This window comes from Lentibacter algarum (assembly GCF_018860975.1).
GTDB lineage: Bacteria > Pseudomonadota > Alphaproteobacteria > Rhodobacterales > Rhodobacteraceae > Lentibacter > Lentibacter algarum_A.
Map to the genome: position 1 here is coordinate 137,831 of NZ_JAHKQI010000003.1, position 26,743 is coordinate 164,573.

Sequence of the window (26,743 nt, forward strand, 5' to 3'; positions counted from 1 at the left end):
TCCCCTGTGGCCTTATAGGAAATTTGTCAGCAAGGTGCGAGAGGGTTTTAGCCACTTCGCGCTATCGCGCGGAGACCATGCAGAGACCATTCGGGCCAACCCCTAGCATATGTCCGACGCAGATACCTCGGCGAACGCGGTGATAAATACGCGCCCCCGTTCTTCTTCTGTCGTTTTTCATGTTCTGAATCGCGGGGAATACGCCTATCTATGGCCCCATGACATACCGCCTGCATTACGCCCCTGACAACGCCTCGCTGATCATCCGCCTCGCACTTGAAGAGCTCGGGCTGGCTTATGACGCCGTGCTGGTTGAACGCTCCAAAGACGCCCAGCGCGCACCAGCCTATCTGGCGATCAACCCTAACGGCCTGATTCCGACGCTGGAAACACCGCAAGGCGCGGTGTTTGAAACCGGTGCGATCCTGCTCTGGCTCTCCGAGCAGCACAACGCCCTTGCCCCAGCCCCCCAAAGCCGCCAGCGAGGCGAGTTTCTCAAGTGGCTGTTCTTCATATCCAACACCGTCCACACCGAAATGCGGATGATGTTTTACCCTGACAAATACATCGGTGCTGATCTGGCTGACTGCACCAAGCTGCGCCGCGGCTTGCAAGTGAGCCTCAAGGCGCACCTGAGCAAGCTTGATGCACTGGCTGGCGAAGGCCACAGCTGGTTTAACTCCGCGACCGTCACAGTGCTCGACTTGTATGTCGTCACGCTCCTGCGCTGGATGGCGCTCTATCCGGCCTCGAGCACAAAGTGGTTCTCGCTCAACGAGACGCCGCATTTGCACGCTCTTGCGACGCGGATCGAACTCCGCAGTTCTGTCGCGCGCGCTATCAAAGCGGAAGGCCTCGGCGCGACACCCTTTAGCAAACCGCGCTACGCCACCCCGCCAGAAGGATCGGCAACCTAATGTTTCTCTCTGTGTTTGATATGTTCAAAATCGGCATCGGGCCCTCGTCGTCACATACGATGGGGCCTATGGTCGCTGCCGCGCGGTTTCTTGACAGGATGCGCGCCTCACCGTTTCAGTTTCACGGCCTACGCGGCACACTTCACGGGAGCCTTGCATTCACCGGCATCGGCCACGCAACCGACCGCGCCACCATACTGGGGCTCGCCGGCTTTTCGCCCGAAACCTACGAAGCAGACGCCGCCGAAGCCACGCTTGAGGGCATCCGCAGCACCGGGATGATCACCCCGCCCGACCTGCCGCCGCTGGTGTTCAACCCCAAACAAGACCTCCTGTTTGACTACGGCCCAGCGCTTGCAGGCCACGCCAACGGCATGGTCTTGATGGCCACCGATGCGCAGGGCGACGTAACGCTGAGCGAAACATATTACTCTATCGGCGGCGGATTTGTTCTGACAGAAGCCGAACTCGCCGAGGGTAAAGCGACCGATGATGACGGCACACCTATTCCCTATCCGTTCAAATCTGCCGACGAGATGCTCGCTATGTGCAAGACCTCGGGCAAAACCATCGCCCAGATGAAACGCGACAACGAAGTGGCACGCGGCGGGCCGGAGAACTTGAAATCTGGCACCGCGCGTCTCTGGCAGGTCATGAATGACTGTATCGAGCGCGGGCTGCACACCGACGGTGAGTTGCCCGGTGGCCTTATGGTGAAGCGCCGCGCCAAGGGCATCTATGACGCGCTGCTTGCGGAGCGCGGCATGAACCAAAGCGCGCCGCATACGATCAACGACTGGATGAGCACCTATGCAATGGCCGTCAACGAGGAGAACGCCGCTGGTGGGCAAGTCGTGACGGCACCAACCAACGGTGCAGCAGGCGTCATGCCAGCGGTGATCCGCTATTGGCTCGATCATGTGCCAAGTGCCTCGGAAGACCGCGTTGAAGATTTTCTGCTCACCGCGGCCGCAATCGGCGGGCTGGTCAAGTTCAACGCGTCTATCTCGGGGGCCGAAGCCGGATGTCAGGCGGAAGTCGGGAGCGCCGCAGCAATGGCCGCCGCTGGTCTCTGTGCTGTCATGGGCGGCACCCCAGAGCAAGTCGAGAACGCAGCCGAGATCGCGCTTGAGCATCATTTGGGCATGACATGTGACCCCGTCAAAGGACTCGTTCAAGTGCCTTGTATCGAACGCAACGGCCTCGGTGCGATCAAGGCGGTTTCCGCGGCCTCGCTGGCTTTGCGCGGCGACGGCACACACCTCGTGCCGCTAGATGCTTGTATTGAGACAATGCGCCAAACCGGCCTCGATATGAGCGAGAAGTATAAAGAAACGTCGCTGGGCGGGCTTGCTGTCAACGTGCCTAACTGCTGAGTAAGGCATTAAAATCGGGCTTCAATGTTCCCTTCTGTCCGTGGCACTCGCAGGTCGAATAGCCTCTCAAGAAAAACAACTTAAAGGCGTATTGCCGCCGCCACTCTCATCGCATGATTGCCAAGTCGCGAGACTCTCGCTAGCCTGCCGGAATGTCAGCTGACCGCCCCCTCCTCGGCATCGCTTTGATGCTCGGCTTTTGCATTGTCGCCCCGATCGGTGACGCTTTTGCAAAGCTCATCGGCCAAACCATGCCACTCGGCGCGATGTTGTTCCTGCGCTTTCTGGTGCAGGTCATCCTTCTCTTCCCGTTCATTGCCCTTGGTGTGCGGCCCTGGCGGCTGTCGCCACGCGCCACATGGTTTTGCTTTTTGCGCACCTTGCTGCATATCACCGGCATCGGCTTTATGTTTACCGCCCTGCAATACATTCCATTGGCCGATGCAATCGCCATTGCCTTTGTGTTGCCCTTCATCAACTTGCTGCTGGGCCGGCTGCTGCTTGGTGAAGACGTCGGCATCATGCGCTTTGCCGCCTGCCTTGTCGGATTTCTCGGCACACTTCTTGTGGTGCAACCCAGTTTTGCAGCGGTCGGTTGGCCGGCGTTATTGCCGCTCGGAGTCGCTGTTACATTCTCGTTCTTTATGCTGATCACCCGTCACATTGCGCAGGAAACCGACCCGATCGGTTTGCAGTTCGTCTCCGGCCTCATGGCTTTGGGCCTACTCTTGCCGCCGCTGTTTCTAGGGCAATTCGTATCGTTGCCTATCGTGCAATGGCCCTCTCCTTCGGCCTATGAGTGGAGCCTGATAATCGGCGTCGGCATAGCGGGCACACTGGCGCACCTGCTGATGACATGGTCGCTGCGCTTTGCACCCTCGGCCACGGTAACGCCGGTGCAGTATGTGGAAATCCCGCTGGCCGGGCTCGTCGGGCTATTGGTGTTTGCCGACTGGCCCAACCCGCTGGCGATCCTCGGCATGGCGGTCACCATTTCCGCCGGGCTCTTTATTCTGTTTGTCGAGCGGGCCAAGCACCGCCGGCAGCCCGCAAACCGGCAACAGCAGCCGGCAAGGCAGACAGCGGCAGAATAACCAAACCGGCAGCGACATCACAGCTTAGCGTCACCGGCCCGCTCACTTCATTTGAAGTGCCGATCAACGCACCCGCTGCAAGTGTCAGCCCGTCAAGCGGCCAGCGCAGCCCCTTTGAACGCGCCTGCAACGGCGCCAAAGGATACAGCGAAAAGCGCATTCCGACCGGCAGATCAAACCTTGCCTCGGCTGGTGCCAGAAAGGCGATGTCATGCGCGCCTATAAGAATACAGCGCTGCGCCGCAAAGCGCATCAGCCCATGATACGCTGCCAGCTGATGGTCAATCCGCCCGCCTGTAAAGCCGACCCCGAGCACCAACGGCGCGCTGATCCGGCTCAGGCATTTCTCGAAATCGGTGTCATCTTGGCGGCTAACCAAGAATGTACGGCTTGGGTCTATCTTGGCTTTAACGGCGGAGGATATTGAATCAAAGTCACCGATCACCATGTCTGGCATGTGGTTATGCTTAACAAGCCAGTTGGCTCCACTGTCGGCGGCAACAAGCTTTCTGCTATACTCGTGCGCAAGCTCAAAGGCCTTTTTCCGGTGTTTTCCTCCACCAACCAGCAATACTGGTTCCGAATCGTGGACAATAGCGGGAATCATGGCAGTTTTACCTTAATTGAAGAAACGAAACACAATGTTGACACCAAATGATACGCTTAAAATCTTACATTCGGTCACCTTTCGACCATCTCGGCCGTCATTAACTGTTCCAACATAAAAAATTCTGTGGCGAGCAATAACATGGTTAACAACAAGATTCTTACAGTTTCCTACGGCACCTTCTCGTGCACATTGGAAGGCTTTGACGATTCTTTTGGCACAATGAAAGCCATTGCGGAGTATTTCCGTGATCTGGCCTCTGATGACCGCTATTTCGGTGCCGAGCCCCCCAGCCCCGATGCCGAAATGCTGGCGCGCATCGCCGAACGAGAAATTTCGCGGCGTGTTGAGGCCCATCGTGAAGACAACACTTTCGTTCTTAAAGCCGATGCCGGTTCTATTCTTCCTGTCGCAGCGAAGGCACCTGAGGGTGAGCCACAGGCAGAGACCCTGGCAGAAGCGCAGCCAGAAGCCCAGACAGAAACGCAGCCAGAAATGCAGCCAGAGCCGGAGGCCAAACCCGAGGTTGCTGTTGAAGAAGTCGCCGAACAGGCCGCTCCGCTTGTGGCCCAAGAGATTGAAGAAACACCTGTAGAAACGGCAACTGCCGAAGTGAGCGAAGCACCAGTTGCCCCGGCGCCGGTAGCTTCCGAGCCTGTTTCCGAGCCCGTTTCCGAGCCTGTAGCAGAATCCAAACCAGCTTCAGATATCGACATTTCCGGCCTCTCGGCACTGGTTGCCGAAAGTGTTGCCGACACCACCGATGCGATCACGCCTGACGAGATCACACCAGAAGTTGTTGAGGAAGTCGTTGAGGCCGAAGTTGAAGCGATCACCGAGGTTGAACCGCAAGCCCCGAAAGCAGCTGCTGATCCAGACAGCGTTGCCGCAAAACTCCAGCGCATTCGCGATGTTGTTTCAAAGACCGGCGACGAAAGCGACTTCTCGGAAGACGAGCATGCCAGCGACATGTTGCATGACGACGAAGACGCAAACGAGCCGTTCTTTGAGCCAAGTGACGACCTTTCAGAACTGCTTGGCGAGGCAGATCAGGACGAAGACGCCCTGACACCAGTAGCTGTAGTTGACGATGCGCCTGTTGCCGAAGAAGAAGATGATGATGATGATGACATTGCTGCTCTGCTTGGCAAAATGACAGCCGCTACCGAGGACGATGACAGCTACGACGAAACTTACGACGACGAGATCGAAGCCGAGGAAACCGTTGCTGAAGCAGCACCGAAAGCAGCACCGCTGCGCGCCCGTGTCATCAAGATGAAACGAGCCGATTTCGAAGCTGCCGTTGCTGATGGTTACATCGAAGAGGGTGACGACGGTGACGATGCCAATGACGACGCAGATGATATTACGCCTGCCTCAAGCCTGAGCGCCGATGAGGAAGCTGAACTGCGCCAGGAGTTGGCTGAAGTTGAAGCCGAACTTGCTGAAGCCTTTGGCCACGAAGATAAGGGCGCTGTTGAAGCCATATCGGAGCTTGAGGACGAGCTTGAAGACGACGTTGAAGAAAACGTCGGCATCCTTGCCGCCGAAGCAGACGGCGAAGACACCGCAGGCAACATGTTCTCTGACGAGCAGCCTGCCGACGAACAACCAACAGAAGCCGAAAAGCCACGCCGAAGCGACCGCCTCAATGAGAGCACCGATGCCCAAATGGGCCGCATTCTTGAGGAAACCAACAGCCAGCTTCAGGACGAAACGGGCAAAGGCCGCCGCAATGCCATCGCTCATTTGCGCGCCGCGGTTGCCGCAACCGAAGCCGAACGCGGTGCCGGTGGTGATCTTGGTGCCGACGGCCGCGACACGGAAGTTTACCGTGATGATCTGGAAACAGCCGTGCGTCCGCGCCGCCCCGCCGCCAAAGCCCACACCGCCCGTCCGGCCGCGCCGCTTAAACTGGTTGCAGAACAACGGATTGATACGCCCGTGTCCAAAGCACCTGTGCGCCCACGCCGCATCCGCGCCGCAACAACAACAGTTGCGCCGGTTGGGTCTCCTGCGCAAGACACCGAGTTTGCTGACTATATCGACGAAGTCGGCGCCTATAATCTTGGTGAAGTGCTTGAAGCCGCAGCGTCGTTCATGGCCTTTGTTGAAGGCCACGAGCAGTTTTCACGTCCGCAGCTTATGTCAAAGCTCAATGCCACCGAGCACGCCGACACAGCCCGCGAAGACCGGTTGCGCTCGTTTGGTCAACTGCTGCGTGAGGGCAAGATCCGCAAACTCGGCGGCGGCCGTTTTGAAGCGGCCGAGGACATTTCCTATCGCCCTACAGCAGCCCGCGCGGCTGACGCCTAAGACTTTAGCTTTTCAAGAATTTTCCCCTGAGTCTCATCCGAGACTCTTGACTGCTCAAACTAGGGCGCCCCTCGCGGGCGCCCCTTTTTGTTGCCTTCTGTGTGATCGCCTTACATAGCCTCGCTCAGTCTCGCTCAAAAGGAGAATCGCGCATGGAATCGTGCATGGAGTTGTTTTCCTGCGCGACCAATCTCTAACGCCCGGGGCTCGTGCAGCACCTCGCCGTCGCCGATTATTACGGTCAAGCGCGGCTCATGCATCATGTCGCGGTAAAGGGCCAACGGTTCATAAAATGGCCGCAAATCGCTGTTAACACGCGTCATGCCTACGATTTTTCGAGACGCATTTTTGCGCGCCCTGACACAAACTGATCAACCGCTTGAGCAAGTCGCCGTTGCCGCCGATGTGCCGCTAGCGCGCCTTGCGTCATTGATCGACGGCGACACCATAACACTCAGTGTTGACGAAGCCGCGCGTATCGCGCAGAGCCTTGGCACTAGTCTTGATCAGCTTTTGGGTGATCCTGCATTGTCAGGCCATATTCAGATAGCGCAGCTCTACTCCGGACTACCGCCTTTGCTAAAAGCTCAACTCGAAGCCTACGCCCGAGCGCTTGCTGACGAAGCGGATCATCCTCACTCACCCAAGCCTCGATAGTTTTTCGGTTCTCCATCCCCAGTCGCGCCTTACTCGCAGAAATAAAGGTGAAGGTTGCGCAAAATGCTGCAAGCTGTCAAAACTTGTGTAAAAATATCTACATATGTGGAAACAGAGGCCATGATCCCTGACAAAATTACACATTTGTGTAAACTCAAGAACGTCACCCTGCGCGCCGCCTGCCAAGCTGCGGGGTTAAAATACTCGACGTTGCATGCCCAGATCGCCCACAACAGGCCTATACCTTTTTCCACGATCGACAAGCTCTCACGCGCACTCAACATACCGCTGAGTTTCTTTTCTGATCAGCAACCGGTGTTTCAGTTTGCCCCGAACACCGCCGGGCCGGCCCCCGACCAAATGATGCTAACACTTGAGCGCTCTTTCAATGAGCAAAGCAAAGCGCTTATAAATCAAGGCATTAACATAAGCATCGACGACGTGCTTGACTGGCTTGTGCATGTCGACTTTCGCTTGACCGAATTTGATTGGCTTAAAGACAGGGTTGATATCTATCACCCGCTAGAAGAAGGGGACATCATGGCGCAGCCCTTTGCAGTCGGCAAACAAAGCCTCGCTGCGCAACTTCTCGGATTCTCGCGTGAGACAGACCTCAAAGACTATTATGAGCGCTTTGACCCCGACAATGTTGCTCAAATCAGATTGTCCCATAAGGCCATCGAACCGCAGAAGTATACCGTCACCGATCAGCCCTTTGTCGCGCAAAAAAACGGGGCCGAGATCAGAGGCAGCTATCGCAAGCTCATGGCCGGCGTGCGGGACACCAAGGGATCACCCTTTACGCTTGTTTTTTGCCGCCTCATCCGGATCATCAATGAGTAAGCTGTGCAACAAGTCGGCTTTGGCGTGGTAGATTACCGCCATATCATTGGTGCGTAGAAACGGCGCAGAGGCGCCCCATGTGAAAGCCCCGTGCGTGATGGAGGCAAATCCGTAGACATCCTGAAGCGAGCGGTGCTGATAAGGGATATGCGCAAAGACCCAATCAAACGAAGGCCAGGTCATCGCTGAAAGTATGACGCAAAGCCGCACATACTCGCGCAGAACCTGCCGTTTGCCACGCGCGGCATCAGAGATGTGCAAATCGCCCAGGTAGATCAAGTCACCTCTCAGCCGGTCGTTCAGCGGCCGAGCAACATGTTCCAGATCAGCTTCGATACCATACTGCGCGTTGGTCGAACGGGCGATGTAATGCTCAAAGCTCTCTTGCCCAAGTCCGATAAGCTGCGCAGCCAGCCCGCCAACGATTTCGCCATCAAGCTTGAGAAACAGCCAGAATGCCCGCCCCTCGGTAAAGTCGTTGCGACGGGTGTCAAACATCGGTGAGCGAAAGGGCTTGCCGGTTTGCTGCACCAACTCTTCAATTTCAGCAAAGTCATCGGTTGCCAGCACATCAAAGCCAAGCGCCTTGAGCTTCGCCAAATGCTGCGCAGCTCGGGTGGTTAACTTCATTTGAAACATCGTAAGTATCTGCTCTGCCTAAAAATGCTTTTACTTTTCAAACTTGATGCAACAGAAGGCCGCTACTTTCAACCACAAGCTCGGGTTGTGCGCGGGAATGAGCGATAATCCTCAGAGGGCAAAGTCGATACTCATCTTACAAAGAGAGTGGTGCGGTCGGAGGGACTCGAACCCTCACGAGTGTTACCTCACAGCGACCTCAACGCTGCGCGTCTACCAATTCCGCCACGACCGCATGTCTTGACTTGGTGAACGGCGTGATAGCCTGAGGCCAAGCAGATGTGAAGAGCAAATAAGCCTGCGGGCAGAATTATTCTTGGCGGTATGTTTTCAAAGCAGCCGCCAGCGCCTTATCAGCACGATCAACCCCAGCACACCGAGGCTGAATATGGCCCAGAACCCCAAGGTTTCATTGCCCGCAAGCAGTGTGCGTGACAGGATGCGCCCGGGAACGAGGGTAAACAGCCCCGCGCCAAGCAAGCCGAGGATCGCGCCGATCAGTGAGGCTTTATGGCCGCGAATGTCGCCCGCCCGCGCCCGCCTCACCGCCAGAACCAGCGAAATCAACGTGATCACCGACAGAATGTGAATCGGGCTCCAAGCCCCCCAAAGCTTGATTGTGCTGATCCAGAACGAGCTCAACGCCGTTGCCGCCATCGCAACCACCCAGAGCCTCCCGAGGGCTTTGTGCAGACGGTCACCCTTGCGGCGCATCAGCATCACCGGTGTCAGGGCGACAGAGGCCAGCGCAGCCGCAAGATGCAACTGTATCGCCGGGTTTGCCTCAAGGATTGGTTGAAAACTCATCTGAAAGCTCCTTTGTCTTGGCTTGGAATTGGCCGTGAAAATGGGCTAAGACAGGCCGAGCCCTCTGTCAGCCGCGCTTGTGGCGAAATGCTAGGAAACTACGTGAACACCAGCCCCTCGCATTACGCGCTTCGTGAAACGCGGCGCTACTTTACCGAGACACGCTTTGTTGTCGGGCTCGCGGCTGTGGCTTTGTTGCTGGCGGTCTCTGGCCCATTTGGCACCCATACCAGCATGAGTTTCGCGCCGCGCCTTGCTTACTGGGCGTTCACCGCGCCGCTCACCTTTGCGCTTGGCGGCTATGTATCGGCTTACATGTCAGAGCGGTTTCGCAATGCCACGCCGGTTTGGCTTGCCCCTCTCACGGCGGCGGTTGGCACGGCCGTAAGCGTCACGCTGCTTGTGGTGCTGCTCAACTGGCTGGCCTTTGGCCTCGCGCCGACGGATCCTGCCTACATCACTGGGCTGGCGTTTTCGGTCTTTGTCACGGCGGCGATCATCGCACTGGCGCTGCACTACACGTCAAATCATGCATCCGCTGATACCGCCGACGATAGCGCCACGGCCCCGCCTGCCCTTTTGCAACGACTTGAGCTCGCCAAGCGCGGGGCTTTGGTGTCGCTTGCGGTGCAGGATCACTATGTTGAAGTCATAACAACCAAGGGCGCCTCGCTGTTGCTCATGCGCCTCTCAGATGCCATCAAGGAAACCGGCCGCAATACCGGCATGCAGGTGCATCGCTCGCATTGGGTTGCTTTTGCACAGATCAGCAATGTCACCCGCGAAGGTGACAAGGCACGTATTGCGCTTAAAGACGGGCGCGACATTCCCGCCTCCCGCAGCTATATTCCGGCTCTTAAGCAAGCTGGGCTTTTACCGCAGTAAGGACGTGCAATGATCGAATGGAAAGTGACCGACGGGCTGACCGACTACGCCGAGGCGTTGGCCTTTATGGAGGCGCGTGTCGCCGGTATCGCTGATGGCACCGAGGCCGAGTGCATTTGGTTGCTTGAGCATCCACCGCTCTACACCGCGGGCACTTCAGCCAAGCCCGCTGATCTGGTAGACCCCGAGCGCTTTCCCGTGCATGAGGCCCGTCGCGGAGGGCAATACACCTACCACGGCCCCGGCCAGCGCGTTGTCTACGTGATGCTCAATGTCGCCGAGCGTGGTCGCGATGTGCGCTGTTTTGTGCGAGACTTGGAGACATGGGTGATCAACACCCTCGCCGAGTTCAACGTTGAAGGCCACATCCGCGCAGGCCGTGTTGGTGTTTGGGTTGAGCGGGGTGACAAGCCCCTCACCGCGACAGGGCAGTTGCAAGAAGACAAGATCGCCGCAATCGGCATTCGTCTGCGCAAGTGGATCAGCTTTCATGGCATCTCGATCAACCTCGAGCCGGACTTGGAGCATTTCACCGGCATCGTGCCCTGCGGCATCACCGAACATGGCATCACCTCGCTGGTTGACCTCGGTCTGCCCGTTAACATGGATGACCTCGACGCCGCTCTGCGCCTGACATTTGACGGTGTATTTGAGGCACGTTCCGCTTTTAGCTGCGACAATCTAACCGCGCCATCTGGCTTGTAGCAGTCATGGTCTGCCTATACATTAGGCAATGAAAAAACTGTAACCCGAGGTTCATGATATGAAAACGCTTCTTACTGCAACCGCTCTGGCCGCTCTTGCCCTTCCTGCATTCGCCGAGGGCGATGTTGAAAAAGGTGAAAAGGTCTTCAAGAGATGTAAGGCCTGCCACACGATCGCATCCGAGGACGAAGTTATCTTCAAAGGCGGCAAAACCGGCCCGAACCTTTACGGTGTTATCGGTCGCGTTGCAGGCTCGCAAGAAGGCTTCAAGTATAGCAAAGGCCTTACCGAAGCCGCCGAAGCCGAGTTTGTCTGGACTGAAGAAACGCTCGCGGCTTATTCCGTCGATCCGAAAGCATGGCTCGGTGACAATGGTTACGATCCCAAGTCCAAGATGAGCTTCAAGCTCAAGAAAGGTGGCGAAGATGTTGCCGCCTACCTCGCAAGTGTTGGCCCGGTCATGGAAGAAGCCGCACCAGAGGCCGAAGCCGAAACAACAGAAGAACCCGCCGCAAGCGAGTGATCTGATCTGATCTGATCTGATCTGACATAAGTTAACAGCAAAACGCCTCAGCAAAGTCTGGGGCGTTTTTCGTTGGGCCTCACTGCAACGCTGCGCAACTGCACTTTAAGCCTTGAGCGTTCCATGTGTTTCAATCTTGGGGTTGCGAAAACCCATCGCGACCCACGATGTCAGCAGCCGCCACATGAACTTGGCTGCGAACTTGTTGTGGTTTGGCACATCGTCGGGAACGTTCGTGGCATCAGCAAGATCACCGACCATTGTGCGAAGCTGCACCGGTGGCATGTCTCCCTCGGGCCAAAGCACCGCGTAAAGACTCACCCAATGTCCACCTTTGGCCTCGATGAACACCGGCGTATTGCAGCATATCGCCACGACCCGCCGTGTACCGGAAGCCGGAGTAAGGCGAAAGTCTCGCAAGTTTTCTTGCCCTGCCAGAAACCGCAGCCTGTCTTTGCGGTATTCAGCACAGCAGGTGGCACCGTAGCTTGTCAAAAGCTCGGGTGAACCTTCCAGCCGTTCAAGCCGGTCACTCGCCGCGCGGCAACTGTCACAAAGGCACTCGGTCACACAAATCGGCGCACCCTGCACTTCCATTTGCAGCGCGCCGCATTGGCAGGCAAGTTTGGTCACGTCGCTCATCCTTGCATATCCAACAGCGTTTCAAAGCCGCCAAAGATCATCCGTTTGCCGTCAAAGGGCATCTCGCCCATTGCTTCCCAAGCGGGGTCTGTCTGCATCGAAGCGTTGCAAGCATCGCTGGTGGTTTTGTCCGGCCATTCGATCCAGCTGAACACAACTGTCTCGCCCTCTCCCAGCTTCACAGCCATGGGAAAGGATGTGATCTCGCCATCAGGCACATCACCGCCCCAGTTTTCAACCATCCGCACTGCGCCGTGCTTCTTGAACAGCGGCCACGCTTTGCGCGCAAACCCGACATACTCATCTTTGCGATCGGTCTTAACCGCCGCAACAAACCCGCTGATATAGCTCATGCTGTCTCTCCCTTGTGTCGTGCCGCAGTCTTGTGTCGTGCCACAGTGGCGTCAATCAACCTATGAAACCACAACAAGCTGCATAAGCAAAGTTTGCTAGTGCGCGGCAATAGACATTGATCAAAACGCCGCTCTTTGCCATTGCTATCAGTACCCTAACAAACGCGAGTTTGATGCCATGCCAACCAGACTTTCACGTCCCAGGCTTTCACTTTTCTGTGCAGCGTTCTTCGTGTTTGCAGCCCCTGCTCATGCGCGCACAATATGCACCTTGATCATCGAGCCGACTGTAGGCGCCCTTCACGAAACAGGTGACTGCGATCAACGCACTACACCCGCTTCAACCTTCAAACTCGCTCTCGCGTTGATAGGGTTTGAAACTGGCGTGCTACAAAGCCCTGAACTGCCGAAACTGCCCTACAAGCCTGATTACCCCGCTTGGGGCGGCAAAAACTGGACACAAGCCACAACGCCCCACCGTTGGATGCGCTATTCGGTGGTTTGGTATTCCCAGCAGATCACCCCGCTGATCGGCAAAGCAAAGCTTGAGCATTACGCAAAGGCATTTGGCTATGGCAACGCTGACTTTAGCGGCGACCCCGGCAAAGCAAACGGCCTCTCACGTGCATGGCTCACATCCTCGCTGCAAATATCGCCGCGCGAGCAGGTTACCTTTTTGTCGCGCATGTTGGCAGGCGAGCTTCCCCTCTCCCGAGACGCGATTGAAAACACCCGCAAGATCACGGCCTCGCACACCACAGCCGACAAATGGCTGGTGTTTGGCAAAACAGGAACCGCCTTCCCGCGCAAGGCGAATGGCAAGTTTGATTACGCGCGCGGCTGGAGCTGGTATGTCGGTTGGGCCGAACGGAGCGGCAGACAGGTTGTCTTTGCACGGCTTCGGCAAGACCAATCGCGCCACAAACGATCCGGCGGACTCCGCACGCGCGACGGGTTCTTGGCCGAGTTTGACGCGCTGATGCGTAAAGCCGCGCCATAGCCAGTATTTCGGCTCGGTTTTACAAGGGGTGCGACAATAAATGTTGATCTCGATCAAACTCTGACATTGCCCCGCTCGGTTACACATTCTAAAACGTGAAGTGATACACCGTGCTTGCAGGGATTCTTATGGAATCTTCGCTGGCATTCTCAATACTTGCACCCAAGGGAGGCACAGCATGGCAGACGCAGCCATTCACGGCCACGATCACGAAGACAACCGCACGTTCTTTACGCGCTGGTTCCTGTCGACAAACCACAAAGATATTGGCCTACTTTACCTCATCGTCTCAGCCCTTGTTGGCCTGATTGCGGTGTCTTTCACCGTCTTCATGCGCCTCGAGCTCATGGAACCGGGTGTTCAATACATGTGTCTCGAAGGCTTCCGCCTGTTTGACAATGGCGGAGAATGCACCCCGAACGGCCACCTCTGGAACGTTTTGATCACCTATCATGGCGTTCTGATGATGTTCTTTGTGGTTATTCCGGCGCTGTTCGGCGGCTTTGGTAACTACTTCATGCCGCTGCAAATCGGCGCGCCTGACATGGCCTTCCCGCGGATGAACAACCTTTCGTTCTGGATGTATGTTGCCGGTGTGGCGCTTGGCGTTGCCTCAATGCTTGCGCCTGGCGGCAATGATCAGCTCGGTTCTGGCGTTGGCTGGGTGCTTTATCCGCCGCTCTCAACCTCGGAAGCTGGCATGTCGATGGATCTCGCGATCTTCGCGGTTCACGTCTCCGGCGCGTCATCAATCCTTGGCGCGATCAACATGATCACCACATTCCTCAACATGCGCGCACCGGGCATGACACTGTTCAAAGTGCCGCTCTTTGCATGGTCGATCTTCATCACTGCATGGCTCATCCTTCTCGCTCTGCCTGTTCTGGCTGGCGCGATCACCATGCTGCTGACAGACCGTAACTTTGGCACAACCTTCTTTGATCCAGCAGGCGGCGGCGATCCGATCTTGTATCAGCACATCCTCTGGTTCTTCGGGCACCCTGAAGTTTACATCGTGGTTCTGCCGGGCTTTGGCCTTGTCTCACACATCTTCGCAACGTTCTCGCGCAAGCCGGTGTTTGGCTATCTGCCAATGGTCTGGGCCTTGATCGCCATCGGCGGCCTCGGCTTCGTTGTCTGGGCGCACCACATGTATACAGTCGGCATGTCGCTTCAACAGCAGAGCTACTTCATGCTCGCCACCATGACGATCGCCGTGCCGACAGGCATTAAGATCTTCTCATGGATCGCGACAATGTGGGGCGGCTCGCTTGAGTTCAAAACGCCAATGCTCTTTGCCATCGGCTTTTTGGTGCTCTTCACCATCGGCGGCGTAACAGGCATCACCCTGTCACAAGCCGGCATCGACCGTGCCTACCACGACACCTACTACGTTGTGGCGCACTTCCACTACACGATGTCGATGGGCGCGGCCTTCACTATCTTTGCCGGTATCTACTTCTACATCGGTAAGATGACTGGCCGCCAATACCCTGAATTCTGGGGCAAGGTGCACTTCTGGATGTTCTTCATCGGCGTCAACGTAACCTTCTTCCCACAACACTTCCTGGGTCGCCAAGGTATGCCACGTCGCTACATCGACTATCCGGAAGCCTTCGCCTACTGGAACTACATCTCAAGCTGGGGCGCGCTCCTGTCGTTCTCATCGTTCATCCTGTTCTTCTGCATCGTGTTCTACACACTGTTCCGCGGCGCAAAAGTGACCGAGAACAACTACTGGAACGAGTTCGCAGACACGCTCGAATGGACGCTGCCTTCGCCGCCTCCAGAGCACACCTTTGAGCAGCTTCCAAAGCAGGAAGACTGGGACAAGGGCCACGCGCACTAAGCCGGAGTTCTGATCAAACTAACCCGGGGCTCCAGAGAAATCTGGGGCCCCGTTTCATTTCAAACCCGGAACAGCCCGCGCCATGTATACCCCGAGCCTCAGCTTTTTACTCTGCCTCGCCGCGCCACTTGTCGGGTTGTGGTTGGCAAAACGCAGCACATCGGCTCTGCGTATCTACCTCACCTTGGCAGCAATTCTGGCGGCAACGTCCGCATATATCCTTGTGGCCGAATACGCCCTCGGCAAAGCCAGCAAAACGTCTTGGCTCACGACCACAACACTCTTGTTAGGTGAGGAGAAGGGTAACTCGGCAATCACGGTTCAAGTTGACCCCGCCGTGCCTTTCGTTACTGCAGCCCTCCTTGCCGTCTGCGCTTTGCTCGTCTGGCTACAAAACCGCAAATCGGCACTCTTCTTTGCACGCTTCACTGGCTGGCTCGCGGCGCCGCTTGCGCTGTTTGCGTCCGGCCCCGAACTCGTGCTGATCGCGATCCCTTACATCAGCGGTATGCTGAAATGGGAGTTCGCCGCTGCCTCCGTCAAGACGGCGGGCATCATCGGTGTTGCAGGCCTTGCCGTGTTCTGCCTCGCGCTTCTCGGCTTCATTGCGCAGCTCTTTGTCTCGCTCGTCAAACGCCTGCGGGGCTGACATGCCATACAGCTGGAGCCGCACAAGCAAAGCCGAAACACTTACATTGCGCCCCCACCGCAGCCTGCCAATTCGCGGTTTTGCTATCGTGTTCCTGTCAATCTTCCTTTTCGCCATGATCCCGCTCTTTGGCCTCATCGGCACATCGCTGTTGTGGGGGATGCTGCCTTTTGTGCTGCTCACCCTTTCGGGCCTCTACTGGGCCTTCATGCACACCTATCGCACCGGCGACGCGCGCGAGGTTCTGCACATCACAGCCGAACAAGTCACCCTCACCCACACGCCGCCCAAAGGCCCCCCGCTCACATGGGAGTGCAACACTCATTGGGCGCGCGCGCAGATTTACGTCAAAGACGGCCCCGTGCCGCATTATATCACGCTGGCAGGCAATGGCCGCGAGGTTGAACTCGGAAGCTTCCTCTCGGAAGACGAACGCAAGCAGCTCATTGGCGAGCTCAAAACCGCGCTTAAACCGACAACTCCGGCAGTGTAAGCGGGCTCACCGAGTTGATTTGCCAGCCGCCGCCGGCCCTGATCATTTCGTAGTTGAACTTGAACAACTTACCCTCGGCATCTCGGAACAAGACCTTTTGCCAAATTGTAGCTCCCTGCGTCTGGCTGTCACCAAACGTCACGCGTTCGGGCCGCCACACCATAGGATAGCTCTGCCGCACCATCAGCCCGAAGTTGTCAGCGGTGCCAAAAATCTCTTTGATCATCGGACTGGCAAAAGAGAACGCCTTGTCCAAGTCGTCGGCCCTAAATGCGTCTATCTGGGCGGTGATAACCTCCTGGATCGCGGCGTCATCGGCCTGCGCTGTGTGGGTCTGAACGCTCATACCAAAACCAAACACCAGTATCATTGTCAGTAGAAACTTCCGCATCGTCGTTCTCCTCCTGCTCTTTGAGCATAGACGAGAACACCGGCATCGCTGCTCACAAACCCGTTACGAGCCTTCTTCAGAGAGCCCAAGCCAGTCAAACGCACGGCGCAATTCTGCTGCACCGTCGTGCTCAAACCATGCCCCATGCGAGACAATCACCCGCTCGGGAGCCCATGTTAGCATCGTCATGATATGCCCGCGCAGCACGTCTTTGTGCTTGCCAAAGCTCGCGCGCATGTCACGCGGCATGCCTCCGTTGGGCGCCAAAACCCCGCCAAGCCACATCAGCGGGCCCAGCCAAAGCGGCATCTTGCTGGCTTCAAAGTTCTCTATGAGATCAGTCAGGATCAGCGTGCATGAGCTTTGATGAAAGAACACCGCCTCCGAGTGCACTTTGCTCCCCGTCACAATCAGCTGACCAATCTCGCCAGCCCAAACCGCTTCCGCCTCGGCACCCAGATCATGATCAAACGCAATCTCCACATTGCGGCTCGCCGCGCGTGCGACAACCCCCGGCGCGGCCCAAGCCACAGCTTCAGGGTAAGCCGCTTGCCAGTCTTTGACCGAGACGTAATGTATCCAGTTCGGCGCAATCAGGTGCTCGACAGGGCCAAGTGCGGCCAACTCGGCCTTGAGCTCCTCTGTCAACATCGTCGGCGAATGCACCCAAAGTCCGCCGCTCGCCAACCGCACCACCACACAGCGTGTCGAGAACGGCAGGCCATAGAACTTCACATGCGGCGCATCAATCAGCCAGATGTCGTCGGCGAGTGGCTTTAGCGTGTTCAGCGGCTCGTATCCGGTGTGTTTCACGCCAACTCGCCGTTAAGCCCCTGCTCGATCAAGGTGATGGTTTCGTCAACGCCGTAAAGCGCGGCAAAGCTGCCAAAGCGCGGGCCTTGTGAGGCGCCCATCAGCACCTCATAAAGCGCGGCAAACCACTCGCGCAGGTTCTCGAACCCGTGGTTCTTGCCGACAGCAAAAACGATTGATTGCAAGTCTTCGCCGCTGCTCATATCAAGCTCGGCCACTGGCTCGTCCTTGCCCATCGCGGCGTTTTTCTGCTCGATCATCGCCTTGGCAACAGCCCCGTCCTTAAAGCCGCGCACCAGGTCTTGCATCGCCGCACGTTCCTGATCAGACGGCGCACGGAACACCCGCGCAGGCTTAACGAAGTCTTGGTAATAGCGCACAGCATAGCCCGCAGCCGCGTCAAGTTGCGGGTTGTTCTCGGCACTCGCTTCAGGCGCATAGCGGTTGATATACCCCCAAAGCGCGTCTTTGTCCTCAGCACTCGCAACCGAGGCCAAGTTGAGCAACATGCTGAACGGCACAACCATATCCGACTGCGGAACATCACCGCCGTGAATATGCCACACAGGGTTGTTGAGCTGCGCTTTGATGTCTTGCTTGTGATACGCGGCAAGCTGCTGCGCATATTCGTCCATTGCCTTGGGGATCACATCAAAATGCATGCGCTTGGCGGTTTTGGGCTTGAGATACATGAAGTAGCTCAGGCTCTCGGCGCTGGCATAAGTCAGCCACTTATCAATCGACACACCGTTGCCGGACGTTTTAGAAATCTTCTGGCCGTTCTCGTCGAGGAACAGCTCATAAGAGAAGTGCTCCGGCGCGCGCCAGCCCAAGATGCGACAGATGTTGTCATAGATCGGCGTGTTTGTGCTGTGGTCTTTGCCATACATCTCAAAGTCCACCTCAAGCGCCGCCCATCTGGCGCCAAAGTCGGGTTTCCACTGCAACTTAACATTGCCGCCGGTTACAGGCACAGTCCACTCGCGACCATCCTCATCATCAAAGGTGATTGTGTGATCAGCAGCATTGACCGACTTCATCGGCACATAAAGCACGCGCCCCGTCTCAGGGTGCATCGGCAGGAAGATAGAATAAGTCTGCCGCCGCTCTTCGCGCAGCGACTTGAGCATCACAGCCATGATCTCATCATACTTTTCAACCGCGCGCTTGAGCACTTCGTCAAACTGGCCTGTGCCGTAAAACTCGGTTGCCGAGTAGAACTCATACTTGAACCCGAAGGTATCAAGGAAGCGGCGCAGCATGGCGTTGTTGTGGTGGCCAAAGCTCTCATGGGTGCCAAACGGGTCTGGCACTTTGGTCAGCGGCAGTTGCAAGTGCGGCTCAAGGCTCTCGGAGTTTGGCACATTGCTCGGCACTTTGCGCATCCCGTCAAGGTCATCCGAAAAGCACACAAGCTTGGTCGGGATATCAGAGATCACTTCAAAAGCGCGTTGGATCATCGTGGTGCGCGCAACTTCGCCAAACGTGCCGATATGCGGCAAACCCGAGGGGCCGTAGCCTGTCTCAAACAGCACATAACCCTTCTCTGGCGCGCCCTTCTGATAGCGTTTGAGCAGCCGGCGCGCTTCTTCAAAGGGCCAGGCTTTTGATTGCATCGCTGCATCGCGCATATCAGACATGTCTTCTCTCCAAACGAGGCGCGCGCAAATTACGCAGGCCTAACCCGCATCTCTTATTGGCAAGCGGGCATTTGGTCAATATTCTGCACTGCAACAAAACCGCGATAGGATGCAATCAGATGAACACCACACTGTCACACACGATGTCGGCCCAAGACTGCTTGGTTGCCGTGATGATCGCGGTTTCCGCCTCTGACGAGAACATCCGAACCGTCGAGCTGGTCAAAATCGAAAGCGCCGTCAATATGCTGCCGGTTTTCGCCGAATATGACATTGATCGCATGAACCGCACGGCGCAAACCGTGTTTGACCTGTTTGAGCAGGAAGAGGGGCTTGATGCCCTCTTTGGCCTTGTGCGCGAGAGCCTGCCGGAAACGCTCTATGAAACCGCCTATGCTCTGGCCTGTGATGTGGCTGCTGCTGACGGAACCCTGGCCGAGCCAGAGCTGCGCCTCCTCGAAGAGATCCGCTACGAGCTAGAGATCGACCGCCTGCACGCCGCCGGCATCGAACGTGGTGCGCGTGCGCGTCATCTCACACTCTGAGGCAGCTACCAAATCGGGATTGTCGGAAAGTGCAGCACTTCATGCATGTATTCGACCAACTCCGCCAGCGGGATTAACGCAAGAAAAACAAAGGCATCAAGCAGGTTTCCACGCAGGGTTTCTGTGTCAAAAACCGCCGTGCGAGGCGTTTTGAAAAGCTCTGTATTCGGCCAAATGCGCGGCACACGTGCGGCGTAATCCTCGTACTGCGTGCCAAACTCGGCCCTCAGAAATGCCTCTTCTCGCGCAGCTGTCATGGACAGGATCAAGTAAATTCCGCCGCCTATCAACACCGTCAAAACCAAGCTGCCCAGCATCAGGCCAAAGCCCAGCGCGCCGAGGGTTGAGAATAAATACAACGGATGACGGCAGATCGAATACGGCCCGAACTGCATCACCTCTTGGTTCTTGCGTCCACCAATATAGAGAATAGCCCAGAACCGTCCGAGAACTCCGGCAACCACCAGCAGTATACCTGTCACTTCAATGATCTCAAACGGGAGCTCCCATATCCCTTCCAGAGCTTGCCATTCCGACTGGGTGAAAATCACTGCCGCCATAGCGACAATAAAATATACTCTCAAAGCATAGATACGGATTTTCTGATTCATGGGTTTTACTGCAGAGTTCACGAGTATTCCCTTCTTCTATTGTGCAGACGGCTTAAGCCCGAACGCCGCCCCAAACCAGCGCATTCTTTTTCAAGAGCGGATTGCAGCCGTTTCTTCACTCAGGGCAGACATTAAAAAAGTAAGAAAAACCCTTGCGTGTCTACTCGAACGGCAAGCACATGCTACATTTAGCAGGTGTCGACAGCCCGCAAAGGCAAGTGGACACCGCGGTGCTTTTCAAGATGACGCGCAATGTCGGGCTCAGAAACATGAGGGTTGTGATCAGCGACTGATAAACCATCTCGCCTTTAACATGTGGCAAACGCTTTTGCTCAACTGCCGTAGAGCGCGCCCCAGCGTTCAATCAGCCTTTGCTGCAGCCCTTTGGCGCGGCCGTTCCAGCTTCGCGTGCCTTGCGGGCGATCGCGGTCTCCGCGTTTGATCTTGGCGCGTTTGTCGGTGTCGGCGGCGAAAATGGCAAAGCTCATCACCGTGCCGTCTGCCGCACGTGCATACCCCGCCAAGGCCGAAACAAAGTTGAGCGTGCCGGTTTTGGCGTTCACCTTTATCGGGTGATTTTTGTTCACCTTGCCGTCTTTGTTTCGCATGGCGATCGGCTTCAGAATCGGCGCAATCACACCCCGCGCCTTGACCAGCGCCAAAGCCATGTCTTTCGCCGTAGCTCTTGAGGCATCGCCAAGCCCCGAGTGATCGACAAACTTGCTCTGCTTCATGCCCAGCTTTGCGCCGGCCCAGCGGTTCATCTCGCTGGCGCTCGCCTTCACCGAGGCAACCTTCCCCTTGCGAGCCTTTGTCGCTGCGAGGCCGACCATCTCGGCTGTCAGGTTGTTGGAATACTTCAGGAACCCCTGGCAAATTTTGCGCAGCTCGACGCTTTGCTGACGCGCGATCACCGTGCCCGCGCGCCCCTTGTCAGTTTGCGGCGCTTTCAGCACGATGCCCTGTGAGCGGGCAAATGTTCGAAACACCTCGCCTGCGTAAATCTCCGGTTGGCGCACCGGAAGCCAGCGCGAGCCACCTTTGCCAAGCGCGCCCTGCGCGACGGTCCAGATGTCTTTGCCGCCCTTGCTTTGATAGGTGTAAACCGGCTGCTCGCGCGCGGCGATCCGCACCGTGGCAAAGCTCACTTCCGGCCGGTATTTGGCCGAACGCGCATCCATCGTCGTCGCCCACTTGCCGCCGGTGTTTTTCCACTCAAAGTGCACGCGGTTGTAGTTAAGGCAAATCCCTGAAATCGCAGGATTATATCCAACATGATCAGGCTGGTCCTTGTCGATTCTGTCAATCTGCGGAAGATTTGTTCCATCAACAATAAACTTACCGCGCACCTCTTTAACACCGGACTTTTTGAGCGAGGCCGCAAGGAGTGCCAGCCTGTCGGTGCTCAGCGTCGGATCGCCCCCGCCCTTGAGCACAAGGTCACCCTTCAGCACTCCGCCGCTTATCTTGCCGACAGCGTGCAACTCCGTAAAAAACCGGTGCCCGTTGCCAAGCACATCCAGCGCATACAGTGCTGTCACGGCTTTGGTCACACTTGCAGGTGGTTGGCCTTTGCTGCCGTTGCCGCTCTCCAGGATCAGCCCCGTCTTGGCATCCGCCACAGCAAATCCGACACGCCCGCCAAGCTTGGCTTGCTTGATCAACTCCGCCGCACTGGTGATCTTTGGCGCGGCTGGTGCAGCCGACTTCGCTTGCGCTGCGCCCCGCGCTGCACCGCCACCACCGGGCCGCATCTGCGGCCGCAAACTGCGTGCAGGGGCTTTTGCAGCCGCCGCAGCGCCGATCAAAGACGCCACACCGCTTAGAAAAAGCCGTTTTGAAAACCTATACTTCATCAGCTGATTTAAGCGCATCCCTACAAGCTCGGCAAGCACACAAACGCGTAACTTGTCAGCCTTTCTTGTCGTTCGGCCAATTGCCGCTCTGTCTGATCTGGCTTGAGGACAAATCGACCATCGGCACATTCACAAAGCACCACGCAGGCGCCTCTGAACGGCCAAGCAAACCCGCCCTTGATGCGCGCATCTGATAGCGCTTATAGGCCTCGGCAGCCTTAGCCCCTCGCGCGGCACCGCGCTGCCCGGGCCGCGCGAGCACCCCAACCGGCACCGTCTCCATGATCCATTGCCAATCTTGCCACTGCGCAAACTGCACAAGATTGTCCGCTCCCATCAGCCAGACAAACCGCGCCTGCGGATAAGCCACGATCAACGCCTTTATTGTCTCGGCCGTATACCGCGTCCCACTGCGCTGCTCAAAATCGGAAATCCGCACCCGCGGGTGCTGCATCACCTCCCGCGCCCGTTTCATCCGCCGCTCAAACCCCGCTGGCCCTCGCGCTTTCAACGGGTTGCCGGGGCTCACCAGCCACCAAACCTCATCAAGCCCGAACCGCTTGAGCGCCTCGCGGGTGATATGCACATGCCCCGCATGCGCCGGATCAAACGATCCGCCCAACAGCCCGATCACGCGGCCTTCCGGCACATATGGCATCCCGTGTTTCATACGCCCGTTTTCGCCAGACAACGCGCTTAAGTCAACGCGGCTAGTTTCTTGGGCTACCTAGCTACGCTCGAGAAGCTCGTTCTTCACTTCGTCTGCTAGAGCACAAGCTTGAGCAACAAAATGGTTCATATCTCTAAGCAAAGCTTGAAGTCGTAGCTTGTGCAACCCGATATCACCGTCATCGGACCAAGCTACAAGGGCTTCGATGAGCTGATCGTTGATTGGTGAAAGAGCCGCAATTTAATCCCGCATGCCTGTAAGCTGTTCCGCAAGAGAGCTGACGTTACCCAGCGACGGAACGTTATGCCGAATTGAAATTTCAAAAACTCGCTGCAAACCAATCAATGAATTTTCAAAAGATTTTTGCAGCAACGTCTGGATTTTCGGCAATGAATTTACGAATTAGTGCCAAAAAAATTCTCCAAACCAGTACACCACTCTAGATTGCGCACTCAGTTGGCACCTTACAAGGCTAAAACTTCATAAGCGTCCATTGCCCCCGCGCCCGCCAAAGGCTATCACCCGTCAACAGTTTCACACCCATCAGACGAGGTCTCCAATGGCTGCTTACCAATACGTTTACCACATGCAGGGTGTCTCAAAGACATATCCAGGCGGCAAGAAGTGTTTTGAAAACATCCACCTGAACTTCCTCCCCGGTGTCAAAATCGGTGTCGTGGGTGTCAACGGCTCGGGTAAATCAACCCTGATGAAGATCATGGCGGGGCTCGACACCGAGTTCACCGGTGAAGCATGGCACGCCGAGGGCGCCAAGGTTGGCTACCTTCCGCAGGAGCCAAAGCTTGACGAAACGCTTGATGTGCGCGGCAACGTGATGCTCGGCGTGGCGGCCAAAAAGGCCAAGCTCGACCGCTACAATGATCTGGCGATGAACTACTCCGACGAAACCGCCGAAGAGATGGCTTCGCTGCAAGACCAGATCGACGCCGAGAACCTCTGGGATCTCGACAGCCAGATCGACGTGGCGATGGAAGCCCTGCGCTGCCCCCCCGACGACGCGGATGTGAAAAGCCTCTCTGGCGGTGAAGCCCGCCGCGTTGCCCTTTGCAAACTGCTGCTCGAAGCGCCTGACATGCTCTTGCTCGATGAACCGACAAACCACCTTGACGCCGAGACGATCGCATGGCTCCAGCAGCACCTGATGGACTACAAAGGCACCATCCTTTGCGTCACCCACGACCGCTACTTCCTTGATGATATCACCAGCTGGATACTTGAACTCGACCGTGGCCGCGGCATTCCCTACGAGGGCAACTATTCTGCGTGGCTCGAGCAAAAAGCCAAGCGCCTTGAGCGCGAAGCCAAGGACGACAAGTCAAAGCAAAAGACGCTTGAGCGCGAGCTTGAGTGGATGCGCCAGGGCCAGAAAGCCCGCCAAGCCAAGCAAAAGGCCCGGATCAACGCCTACAACGATCTCGCAGGCCAGTCCGAGCGCGAAAAGCTCTCGCGTGCCCAGATCGTTATCCCCAATGGCCCGCGCCTTGGTGACAAGGTCATTGAAGTTGAGGGCCTCAAAAAAGCGATGGGCGACAAGCTCTTGGTTGAAGACCTGACGTTCTCCCTCCCACCGGGCGGCATCGTTGGTGTCATCGGCCCCAACGGCGCCGGTAAATCAACGCTGTTCAAAATGTTTACAGGTCAGGAAAAGCCCGACGAAGGCACTGTCACCTATGGCGACACGGTTGATCTTTCCTATGTTGACCAGTCCCGCGACGACCTCGACGACAACGCCACCGTCTGGGAGGCGATCTCCGGCGGCAACGACATCATCGTGCTCGGTGACGCCGAAGTGAACTCGCGCGCCTATTGCTCCGCGTTCAACTTCAAAGGCGGCGACCAGCAGAAAAAGCTCTCGCTGTTGTCAGGCGGCGAGCGCAACCGCGTCCACATGGCTCGGCTGCTCAAGGAAGGCGGCAACGTGCTGCTCCTCGATGAACCGACAAACGACCTTGACGTTGAAACGCTCCGCGCCCTCGAAGACGCCCTAACCGAATTCGCCGGCTGCGCCGTGGTCATCTCCCACGACCGCTTCTTCCTCGACCGTATCTGCACCCACATGCTCGCCTTTGAAGGCGAAGCGCATGTCGAGTGGTTCGAAGGCAACTTCGCGGATTATGAGGAAGACAAGAAGCGTCGTCTTGGTGCTGATGCACTCGAACCCAAACGCTTGAAACACAAGAAGTTCAGCAGATAAAAAGAGCGGCCCCAGACCGCGGGTGGGGGTAAAGCCCCCGCCCATGGGGGCGGTCGGGGGCTGCTCGGCCTCGCCGAGCCAAGGGGTGCAACTCGCTGTTCGCGCGCCCTCTTGGCTTGAGGCACCCCAAAAGCAAATCGACGGGCCACGGCATGGCGACCCGCCGCCAGCTACCTGATGCTTTATCCTTGCCAAGCCCGTAAGCCCTCACCGTCGCGCACAAGCTTCACCAAATCGCCGTGCCAAGGGGTGGCCCGTCGATATGCGGGCAGCCTTTGGCTGCTATTGCGCATAAGTTTGTAAGCCGACAGTTGCAAAAACGTGGAACGCAATGTCGCGCTATCACCGTTGAACTCAACAAGGAAATGGTTCACCCTCGACGTGCGATTTACAAATTTCAGGATGGAATAAATGACAACCAAAGCAGTTTTCGCTATCGTTACTCTCACGTCTGTTTCACTTGGCAGCGCGCTCTTTGCCAAAGATCTGGCAGCTCCCGAAGCGCTCGCCTTGCTAAGTGGAAAGTCCCTTAGCTGCACATCTGAAGGCCGGCCTGTAACGATCGATTTCAGCAAGGCTGATGCGAAAGGCCGCATCAAATACAAGGCAACTGTTGGCGGCCAAAAATTCTCAAACAGTTATCGCAGCACGAAAAAAGGCAAGCTTGTTCAAGGTTCGTCCAATGCACCGCGGAGCGTTTCCGTCGACGGAAAAGGCTTGATCACCATAAAAGGCCGCGGCGTTCCCACGGCCGTTTGTAAATAGTCCATCGGCGCAGCCCGTAGTTCCACGGGCGGAACACTTAAGGTTCCCCCCACAACAAAAAAGGGCCCACCCTCACAGGCAGGCCCTTTCCAATCTCTCAGATCAAATCCCTTAAGCAGGAACGCTCAGCGCTTTCATCACGTTCTCGGGCGAAGACACACCGTATGGGTCTTCCGCGTGGTTGTCGGCGAGGCCGGGCTCTTCGAACCACTGCTCAACAACACCGTCCTTGACGATCGCCGCATAGCGCCATGAGCGCAGGCCAAAGCCGAGGTTGTCCTTATCGACAAGCATGCCCATTTTGCGGGTGAACGTGCCCGAGCCATCAGGGATGACTTTGACGTTTTTCAGCCCTTGGCTCTCGGCCCATTTGTTCATCACAAACGCATCGTTCACCGACAGGCAATAGATCTCGTCGATGCCCGCGTCTTTGAAGGCGGCATAGCCTTTCTCGAAACCGGGCAGTTGGTATGTCGAGCAAGTCGGCGTGAAAGCGCCCGGCAGCGAGAACAGCACAACACGTTTGCCGGCGAAGTAGTCGGCGGTCGTCTTGTCTTCCCAACGGTAGGGGTTTGGCCCTTCGATGCTCTCGTCGCGCACGCGGGTTTTGAAGGTTACGTCTGGCAGCTTAACACCTGATTTCATCGCTCGGTTTCCTCATTGAATTTTTACGCAATATCACCCCGATCGGGCGGTATTTTTCGCTTATAATGATTCTAAAACTGGTGCAATTCCAAAGCGGAATGCACTTCATTTTGCCGCAGTCCGGCTGCTGCGTTCTGTTCTTTTCTGCCCCATCTACCTAATAAATGAGCAGACAAAGGCTGCAGCAATCGCCGCTAGCGTGGCATCTTCGTTAACACTTTTTGGGTCTCAAAACTG

28 protein-coding genes and 1 tRNA gene are annotated in these 26,743 nt (G+C 56.7%); 16 read left to right on the forward strand and 13 right to left on the reverse strand.

The features are described 5' to 3' along the window. Nucleotides 1-218: 218 nt before the first annotated feature. The 3 genes from KO498_RS03370 (at nt 219) to KO498_RS03380 (ending at nt 3,387) form a co-directional block, all read left to right on the forward strand. Nucleotides 219-917, forward strand: a complete 699-nt coding sequence (locus tag KO498_RS03370; RefSeq protein ID WP_215958467.1) for a glutathione S-transferase family protein — start codon at nt 219-221, stop codon at nt 915-917. After that, on the forward strand, nt 917-2,293 hold the full coding sequence (locus KO498_RS03375) for an L-serine ammonia-lyase (protein ID WP_215958468.1): 1,377 nt from the start codon (nt 917-919) through the stop codon (nt 2,291-2,293). The genes KO498_RS03370 and KO498_RS03375 overlap by 1 nt, the downstream gene beginning before the upstream one ends. 152 nt (nt 2,294-2,445) lie before the next feature. Then, nucleotides 2,446-3,387, forward strand: coding sequence for a DMT family transporter (locus KO498_RS03380; protein ID WP_215958469.1), 942 nt, complete (start codon nt 2,446-2,448; stop codon nt 3,385-3,387). Here the strand turns inward: KO498_RS03380 and KO498_RS03385 are convergent. Then, the gene (locus tag KO498_RS03385; protein ID WP_215958470.1) at nt 3,302-3,994 is read right to left on the reverse strand and encodes a thiamine diphosphokinase; all 693 of its coding nucleotides are present in this window, start codon (nt 3,992-3,994) and stop codon (nt 3,302-3,304) included. The two genes, KO498_RS03380 and KO498_RS03385, sit on opposite strands and share 86 nt — an antisense overlap. Before the next feature lie 141 nt (nt 3,995-4,135). On the opposite strand from KO498_RS03385, the gene KO498_RS03390 reads away from it, so the two are divergent. The 3 genes from KO498_RS03390 (at nt 4,136) to KO498_RS03400 (ending at nt 7,810) form a co-directional block, all read left to right on the forward strand. Continuing rightward, the gene (locus KO498_RS03390) at nt 4,136-6,310 is read left to right on the forward strand and encodes a hypothetical protein (protein WP_252731247.1); all 2,175 of its coding nucleotides are present in this window, start codon (nt 4,136-4,138) and stop codon (nt 6,308-6,310) included. 321 nt (nt 6,311-6,631) lie between these two features. Further along, complete coding sequence (locus KO498_RS03395) at nt 6,632-6,967, forward strand: hypothetical protein (RefSeq protein WP_215958471.1); 336 nt, start codon at nt 6,632-6,634, stop codon at nt 6,965-6,967. Between the two features lie 120 nt (nt 6,968-7,087). Next, complete coding sequence (locus KO498_RS03400) at nt 7,088-7,810, forward strand: helix-turn-helix domain-containing protein (protein WP_215958472.1); 723 nt, start codon at nt 7,088-7,090, stop codon at nt 7,808-7,810. On the opposite strand, the gene KO498_RS03405 is transcribed toward KO498_RS03400, so the two are convergent. The 3 genes from KO498_RS03405 to KO498_RS03415 form a co-directional block, all read right to left on the reverse strand. Further along, nucleotides 7,760-8,440, reverse strand: a complete 681-nt coding sequence (locus tag KO498_RS03405) for a hypothetical protein (protein ID WP_215958473.1) — start codon at nt 8,438-8,440, stop codon at nt 7,760-7,762. The genes KO498_RS03400 and KO498_RS03405 overlap by 51 nt on opposite strands. A 157-nt stretch (nt 8,441-8,597) precedes the next feature. Continuing rightward, nucleotides 8,598-8,684, reverse strand: a tRNA-Leu gene (locus KO498_RS03410). 95 nt (nt 8,685-8,779) lie between these two features. Beyond that, on the reverse strand, nt 8,780-9,256 hold the full coding sequence (locus KO498_RS03415) for a DUF2306 domain-containing protein (protein WP_215958474.1): 477 nt from the start codon (nt 9,254-9,256) through the stop codon (nt 8,780-8,782). Between the two features lie 12 nt (nt 9,257-9,268). Here KO498_RS03415 and KO498_RS03420 point away from each other — a divergent pair, with 12 nt between their 5' ends. From KO498_RS03420 to KO498_RS03430, 3 genes are read left to right on the forward strand one after another with little or no spacing between them, the layout of a single operon-like run. Beyond that, nucleotides 9,269-10,141, forward strand: coding sequence for a LytTR family DNA-binding domain-containing protein (locus KO498_RS03420; RefSeq protein WP_215958475.1), 873 nt, complete (start codon nt 9,269-9,271; stop codon nt 10,139-10,141). Between the two features lie 9 nt (nt 10,142-10,150). Further along, nucleotides 10,151-10,846, forward strand: a complete 696-nt coding sequence (lipB, locus tag KO498_RS03425) for a lipoyl(octanoyl) transferase LipB (RefSeq protein ID WP_215958476.1) — start codon at nt 10,151-10,153, stop codon at nt 10,844-10,846. Between the two features lie 58 nt (nt 10,847-10,904). Next, on the forward strand, nt 10,905-11,369 hold the full coding sequence (locus tag KO498_RS03430) for a c-type cytochrome (RefSeq protein ID WP_215958477.1): 465 nt from the start codon (nt 10,905-10,907) through the stop codon (nt 11,367-11,369). A gap of 105 nt (nt 11,370-11,474) precedes the next feature. Here the strand turns inward: KO498_RS03430 and KO498_RS03435 are convergent, their stop codons facing one another. Further along, nucleotides 11,475-12,011: a GFA family protein gene (locus tag KO498_RS03435; protein WP_215958478.1), complete on the reverse strand. Its 537-nt coding sequence runs from the start codon at nt 12,009-12,011 to the stop codon at nt 11,475-11,477. Beyond that, nucleotides 12,008-12,364 (reverse strand): DUF1428 domain-containing protein, encoded by a 357-nt coding sequence (locus tag KO498_RS03440; RefSeq protein WP_215958479.1) that lies wholly within the window; start codon nt 12,362-12,364, stop codon nt 12,008-12,010. Before KO498_RS03440 ends, KO498_RS03435 begins: the two co-directional genes overlap by 4 nt. A 232-nt stretch (nt 12,365-12,596) precedes the next feature. On the opposite strand from KO498_RS03440, the gene blaOXA reads away from it, so the two are divergent. From blaOXA to KO498_RS03460, 4 genes are all read left to right on the forward strand, one after another. Further along, nucleotides 12,597-13,364 carry a class D beta-lactamase gene (blaOXA, locus tag KO498_RS03445; protein ID WP_215958480.1) on the forward strand — a complete coding sequence of 256 codons (768 nt, stop codon included), beginning with the start codon at nt 12,597-12,599 and terminating at the stop codon, nt 13,362-13,364. 178 nt (nt 13,365-13,542) lie between these two features. Continuing rightward, nucleotides 13,543-15,213, forward strand: a complete 1,671-nt coding sequence (locus tag KO498_RS03450) for a cytochrome c oxidase subunit I (RefSeq protein ID WP_215958481.1) — start codon at nt 13,543-13,545, stop codon at nt 15,211-15,213. Between the two features lie 82 nt (nt 15,214-15,295). Continuing rightward, on the forward strand, nt 15,296-15,862 hold the full coding sequence (locus KO498_RS03455) for a hypothetical protein (protein ID WP_215958482.1): 567 nt from the start codon (nt 15,296-15,298) through the stop codon (nt 15,860-15,862). A 1-nt stretch (nt 15,863) separates the two neighbouring features. Then, on the forward strand, nt 15,864-16,355 hold the full coding sequence (locus tag KO498_RS03460; RefSeq protein ID WP_215958483.1) for a DUF2244 domain-containing protein: 492 nt from the start codon (nt 15,864-15,866) through the stop codon (nt 16,353-16,355). Here the strand turns inward: KO498_RS03460 and KO498_RS03465 are convergent. The 3 genes from KO498_RS03465 to KO498_RS03475 all read right to left on the reverse strand — a co-directional run bounded on the left by KO498_RS03465 (nt 16,330) and on the right by KO498_RS03475 (nt 19,199). After that, entirely contained in the window at nt 16,330-16,746 is a 417-nt protein-coding gene (locus tag KO498_RS03465; protein WP_252731249.1) for a DUF4864 domain-containing protein, read from the reverse strand. The two genes, KO498_RS03460 and KO498_RS03465, sit on opposite strands and share 26 nt — an antisense overlap. 63 nt (nt 16,747-16,809) lie before the next feature. Then, a complete protein-coding gene (locus KO498_RS03470) occupies nt 16,810-17,559 on the reverse strand; it encodes a DUF4336 domain-containing protein (RefSeq protein WP_215958484.1) in 750 nt (249 codons plus the stop codon). Continuing rightward, nucleotides 17,556-19,199, reverse strand: a complete 1,644-nt coding sequence (locus tag KO498_RS03475; protein ID WP_215958485.1) for a lysine--tRNA ligase — start codon at nt 19,197-19,199, stop codon at nt 17,556-17,558. Before KO498_RS03475 ends, KO498_RS03470 begins: the two co-directional genes overlap by 4 nt. Nucleotides 19,200-19,318: 119 nt before the next feature. Here KO498_RS03475 and KO498_RS03480 point away from each other — a divergent pair, with 119 nt between their 5' ends. Further along, nucleotides 19,319-19,744, forward strand: a complete 426-nt coding sequence (locus KO498_RS03480) for a tellurite resistance TerB family protein (RefSeq protein WP_215958486.1) — start codon at nt 19,319-19,321, stop codon at nt 19,742-19,744. A 5-nt stretch (nt 19,745-19,749) separates the two neighbouring features. On the opposite strand, the gene KO498_RS03485 is transcribed toward KO498_RS03480, so the two are convergent. The 3 genes from KO498_RS03485 to KO498_RS03495 form a co-directional block, all read right to left on the reverse strand. Beyond that, nucleotides 19,750-20,355: a methyltransferase family protein gene (locus KO498_RS03485; RefSeq protein WP_252731250.1), complete on the reverse strand. Its 606-nt coding sequence runs from the start codon at nt 20,353-20,355 to the stop codon at nt 19,750-19,752. A gap of 332 nt (nt 20,356-20,687) precedes the next feature. Continuing rightward, nucleotides 20,688-22,211: a D-alanyl-D-alanine carboxypeptidase/D-alanyl-D-alanine endopeptidase gene (gene dacB / locus KO498_RS03490; protein ID WP_215958488.1), complete on the reverse strand. Its 1,524-nt coding sequence runs from the start codon at nt 22,209-22,211 to the stop codon at nt 20,688-20,690. A 55-nt stretch (nt 22,212-22,266) separates the two neighbouring features. After that, nucleotides 22,267-22,881 carry a nicotinate-nucleotide adenylyltransferase gene (locus KO498_RS03495; protein WP_215958489.1) on the reverse strand — a complete coding sequence of 205 codons (615 nt, stop codon included), beginning with the start codon at nt 22,879-22,881 and terminating at the stop codon, nt 22,267-22,269. 559 nt (nt 22,882-23,440) lie between these two features. Between KO498_RS03495 and ettA the strand changes: the two genes are divergently transcribed. Then, complete coding sequence (gene ettA, locus KO498_RS03500) at nt 23,441-25,096, forward strand: energy-dependent translational throttle protein EttA (RefSeq protein WP_215958490.1); 1,656 nt, start codon at nt 23,441-23,443, stop codon at nt 25,094-25,096. A 411-nt stretch (nt 25,097-25,507) separates the two neighbouring features. Further along, nucleotides 25,508-25,861 (forward strand): hypothetical protein, encoded by a 354-nt coding sequence (locus KO498_RS03505; protein ID WP_215958491.1) that lies wholly within the window; start codon nt 25,508-25,510, stop codon nt 25,859-25,861. Between the two features lie 111 nt (nt 25,862-25,972). On the opposite strand, the gene KO498_RS03510 is transcribed toward KO498_RS03505, so the two are convergent. Next, nucleotides 25,973-26,506: a peroxiredoxin gene (locus KO498_RS03510; protein ID WP_215958492.1), complete on the reverse strand. Its 534-nt coding sequence runs from the start codon at nt 26,504-26,506 to the stop codon at nt 25,973-25,975. Nucleotides 26,507-26,743: the final 237 nt, after the last annotated feature.

What these genes read in the sequence shown, in the direction of transcription:
- KO498_RS03370 (WP_215958467.1), top strand. Translation starts at nt 219, where the DNA reads ATGACATACCGCCTGCATTACGCCCCTGACAACGCCTCGCTGATCATC.
- KO498_RS03375 (WP_215958468.1), top strand. Translation starts at nt 917, where the DNA reads ATGTTTCTCTCTGTGTTTGATATGTTCAAAATCGGCATCGGGCCCTCG.
- KO498_RS03380 (WP_215958469.1), top strand. Translation starts at nt 2,446, where the DNA reads ATGTCAGCTGACCGCCCCCTCCTCGGCATCGCTTTGATGCTCGGCTTT.
- KO498_RS03385 (WP_215958470.1), bottom strand. Translation starts at nt 3,994, where the DNA reads ATGATTCCCGCTATTGTCCACGATTCGGAACCAGTATTGCTGGTTGGT.
- KO498_RS03390 (WP_252731247.1), top strand. Translation starts at nt 4,136, where the DNA reads ATGGTTAACAACAAGATTCTTACAGTTTCCTACGGCACCTTCTCGTGC.
- KO498_RS03395 (WP_215958471.1), top strand. Translation starts at nt 6,632, where the DNA reads ATGCCTACGATTTTTCGAGACGCATTTTTGCGCGCCCTGACACAAACT.
- KO498_RS03400 (WP_215958472.1), top strand. Translation starts at nt 7,088, where the DNA reads ATGATCCCTGACAAAATTACACATTTGTGTAAACTCAAGAACGTCACC.
- KO498_RS03405 (WP_215958473.1), bottom strand. Translation starts at nt 8,440, where the DNA reads ATGAAGTTAACCACCCGAGCTGCGCAGCATTTGGCGAAGCTCAAGGCG.
- KO498_RS03415 (WP_215958474.1), bottom strand. Translation starts at nt 9,256, where the DNA reads ATGAGTTTTCAACCAATCCTTGAGGCAAACCCGGCGATACAGTTGCAT.
- lipB (WP_215958476.1), top strand. Translation starts at nt 10,151, where the DNA reads ATGATCGAATGGAAAGTGACCGACGGGCTGACCGACTACGCCGAGGCG.
- KO498_RS03430 (WP_215958477.1), top strand. Translation starts at nt 10,905, where the DNA reads ATGAAAACGCTTCTTACTGCAACCGCTCTGGCCGCTCTTGCCCTTCCT.
- KO498_RS03435 (WP_215958478.1), bottom strand. Translation starts at nt 12,011, where the DNA reads ATGAGCGACGTGACCAAACTTGCCTGCCAATGCGGCGCGCTGCAAATG.
- KO498_RS03440 (WP_215958479.1), bottom strand. Translation starts at nt 12,364, where the DNA reads ATGAGCTATATCAGCGGGTTTGTTGCGGCGGTTAAGACCGATCGCAAA.
- KO498_RS03450 (WP_215958481.1), top strand. Translation starts at nt 13,543, where the DNA reads ATGGCAGACGCAGCCATTCACGGCCACGATCACGAAGACAACCGCACG.
- KO498_RS03455 (WP_215958482.1), top strand. Translation starts at nt 15,296, where the DNA reads ATGTATACCCCGAGCCTCAGCTTTTTACTCTGCCTCGCCGCGCCACTT.
- KO498_RS03460 (WP_215958483.1), top strand. Translation starts at nt 15,864, where the DNA reads ATGCCATACAGCTGGAGCCGCACAAGCAAAGCCGAAACACTTACATTG.
- KO498_RS03465 (WP_252731249.1), bottom strand. Translation starts at nt 16,746, where the DNA reads ATGCGGAAGTTTCTACTGACAATGATACTGGTGTTTGGTTTTGGTATG.
- KO498_RS03475 (WP_215958485.1), bottom strand. Translation starts at nt 19,199, where the DNA reads ATGTCTGATATGCGCGATGCAGCGATGCAATCAAAAGCCTGGCCCTTT.
- KO498_RS03480 (WP_215958486.1), top strand. Translation starts at nt 19,319, where the DNA reads ATGAACACCACACTGTCACACACGATGTCGGCCCAAGACTGCTTGGTT.
- KO498_RS03485 (WP_252731250.1), bottom strand. Translation starts at nt 20,355, where the DNA reads ATGAATCAGAAAATCCGTATCTATGCTTTGAGAGTATATTTTATTGTC.
- dacB (WP_215958488.1), bottom strand. Translation starts at nt 22,211, where the DNA reads ATGAAGTATAGGTTTTCAAAACGGCTTTTTCTAAGCGGTGTGGCGTCT.
- KO498_RS03495 (WP_215958489.1), bottom strand. Translation starts at nt 22,881, where the DNA reads ATGAAACACGGGATGCCATATGTGCCGGAAGGCCGCGTGATCGGGCTG.
- ettA (WP_215958490.1), top strand. Translation starts at nt 23,441, where the DNA reads ATGGCTGCTTACCAATACGTTTACCACATGCAGGGTGTCTCAAAGACA.
- KO498_RS03505 (WP_215958491.1), top strand. Translation starts at nt 25,508, where the DNA reads ATGACAACCAAAGCAGTTTTCGCTATCGTTACTCTCACGTCTGTTTCA.
- KO498_RS03510 (WP_215958492.1), bottom strand. Translation starts at nt 26,506, where the DNA reads ATGAAATCAGGTGTTAAGCTGCCAGACGTAACCTTCAAAACCCGCGTG.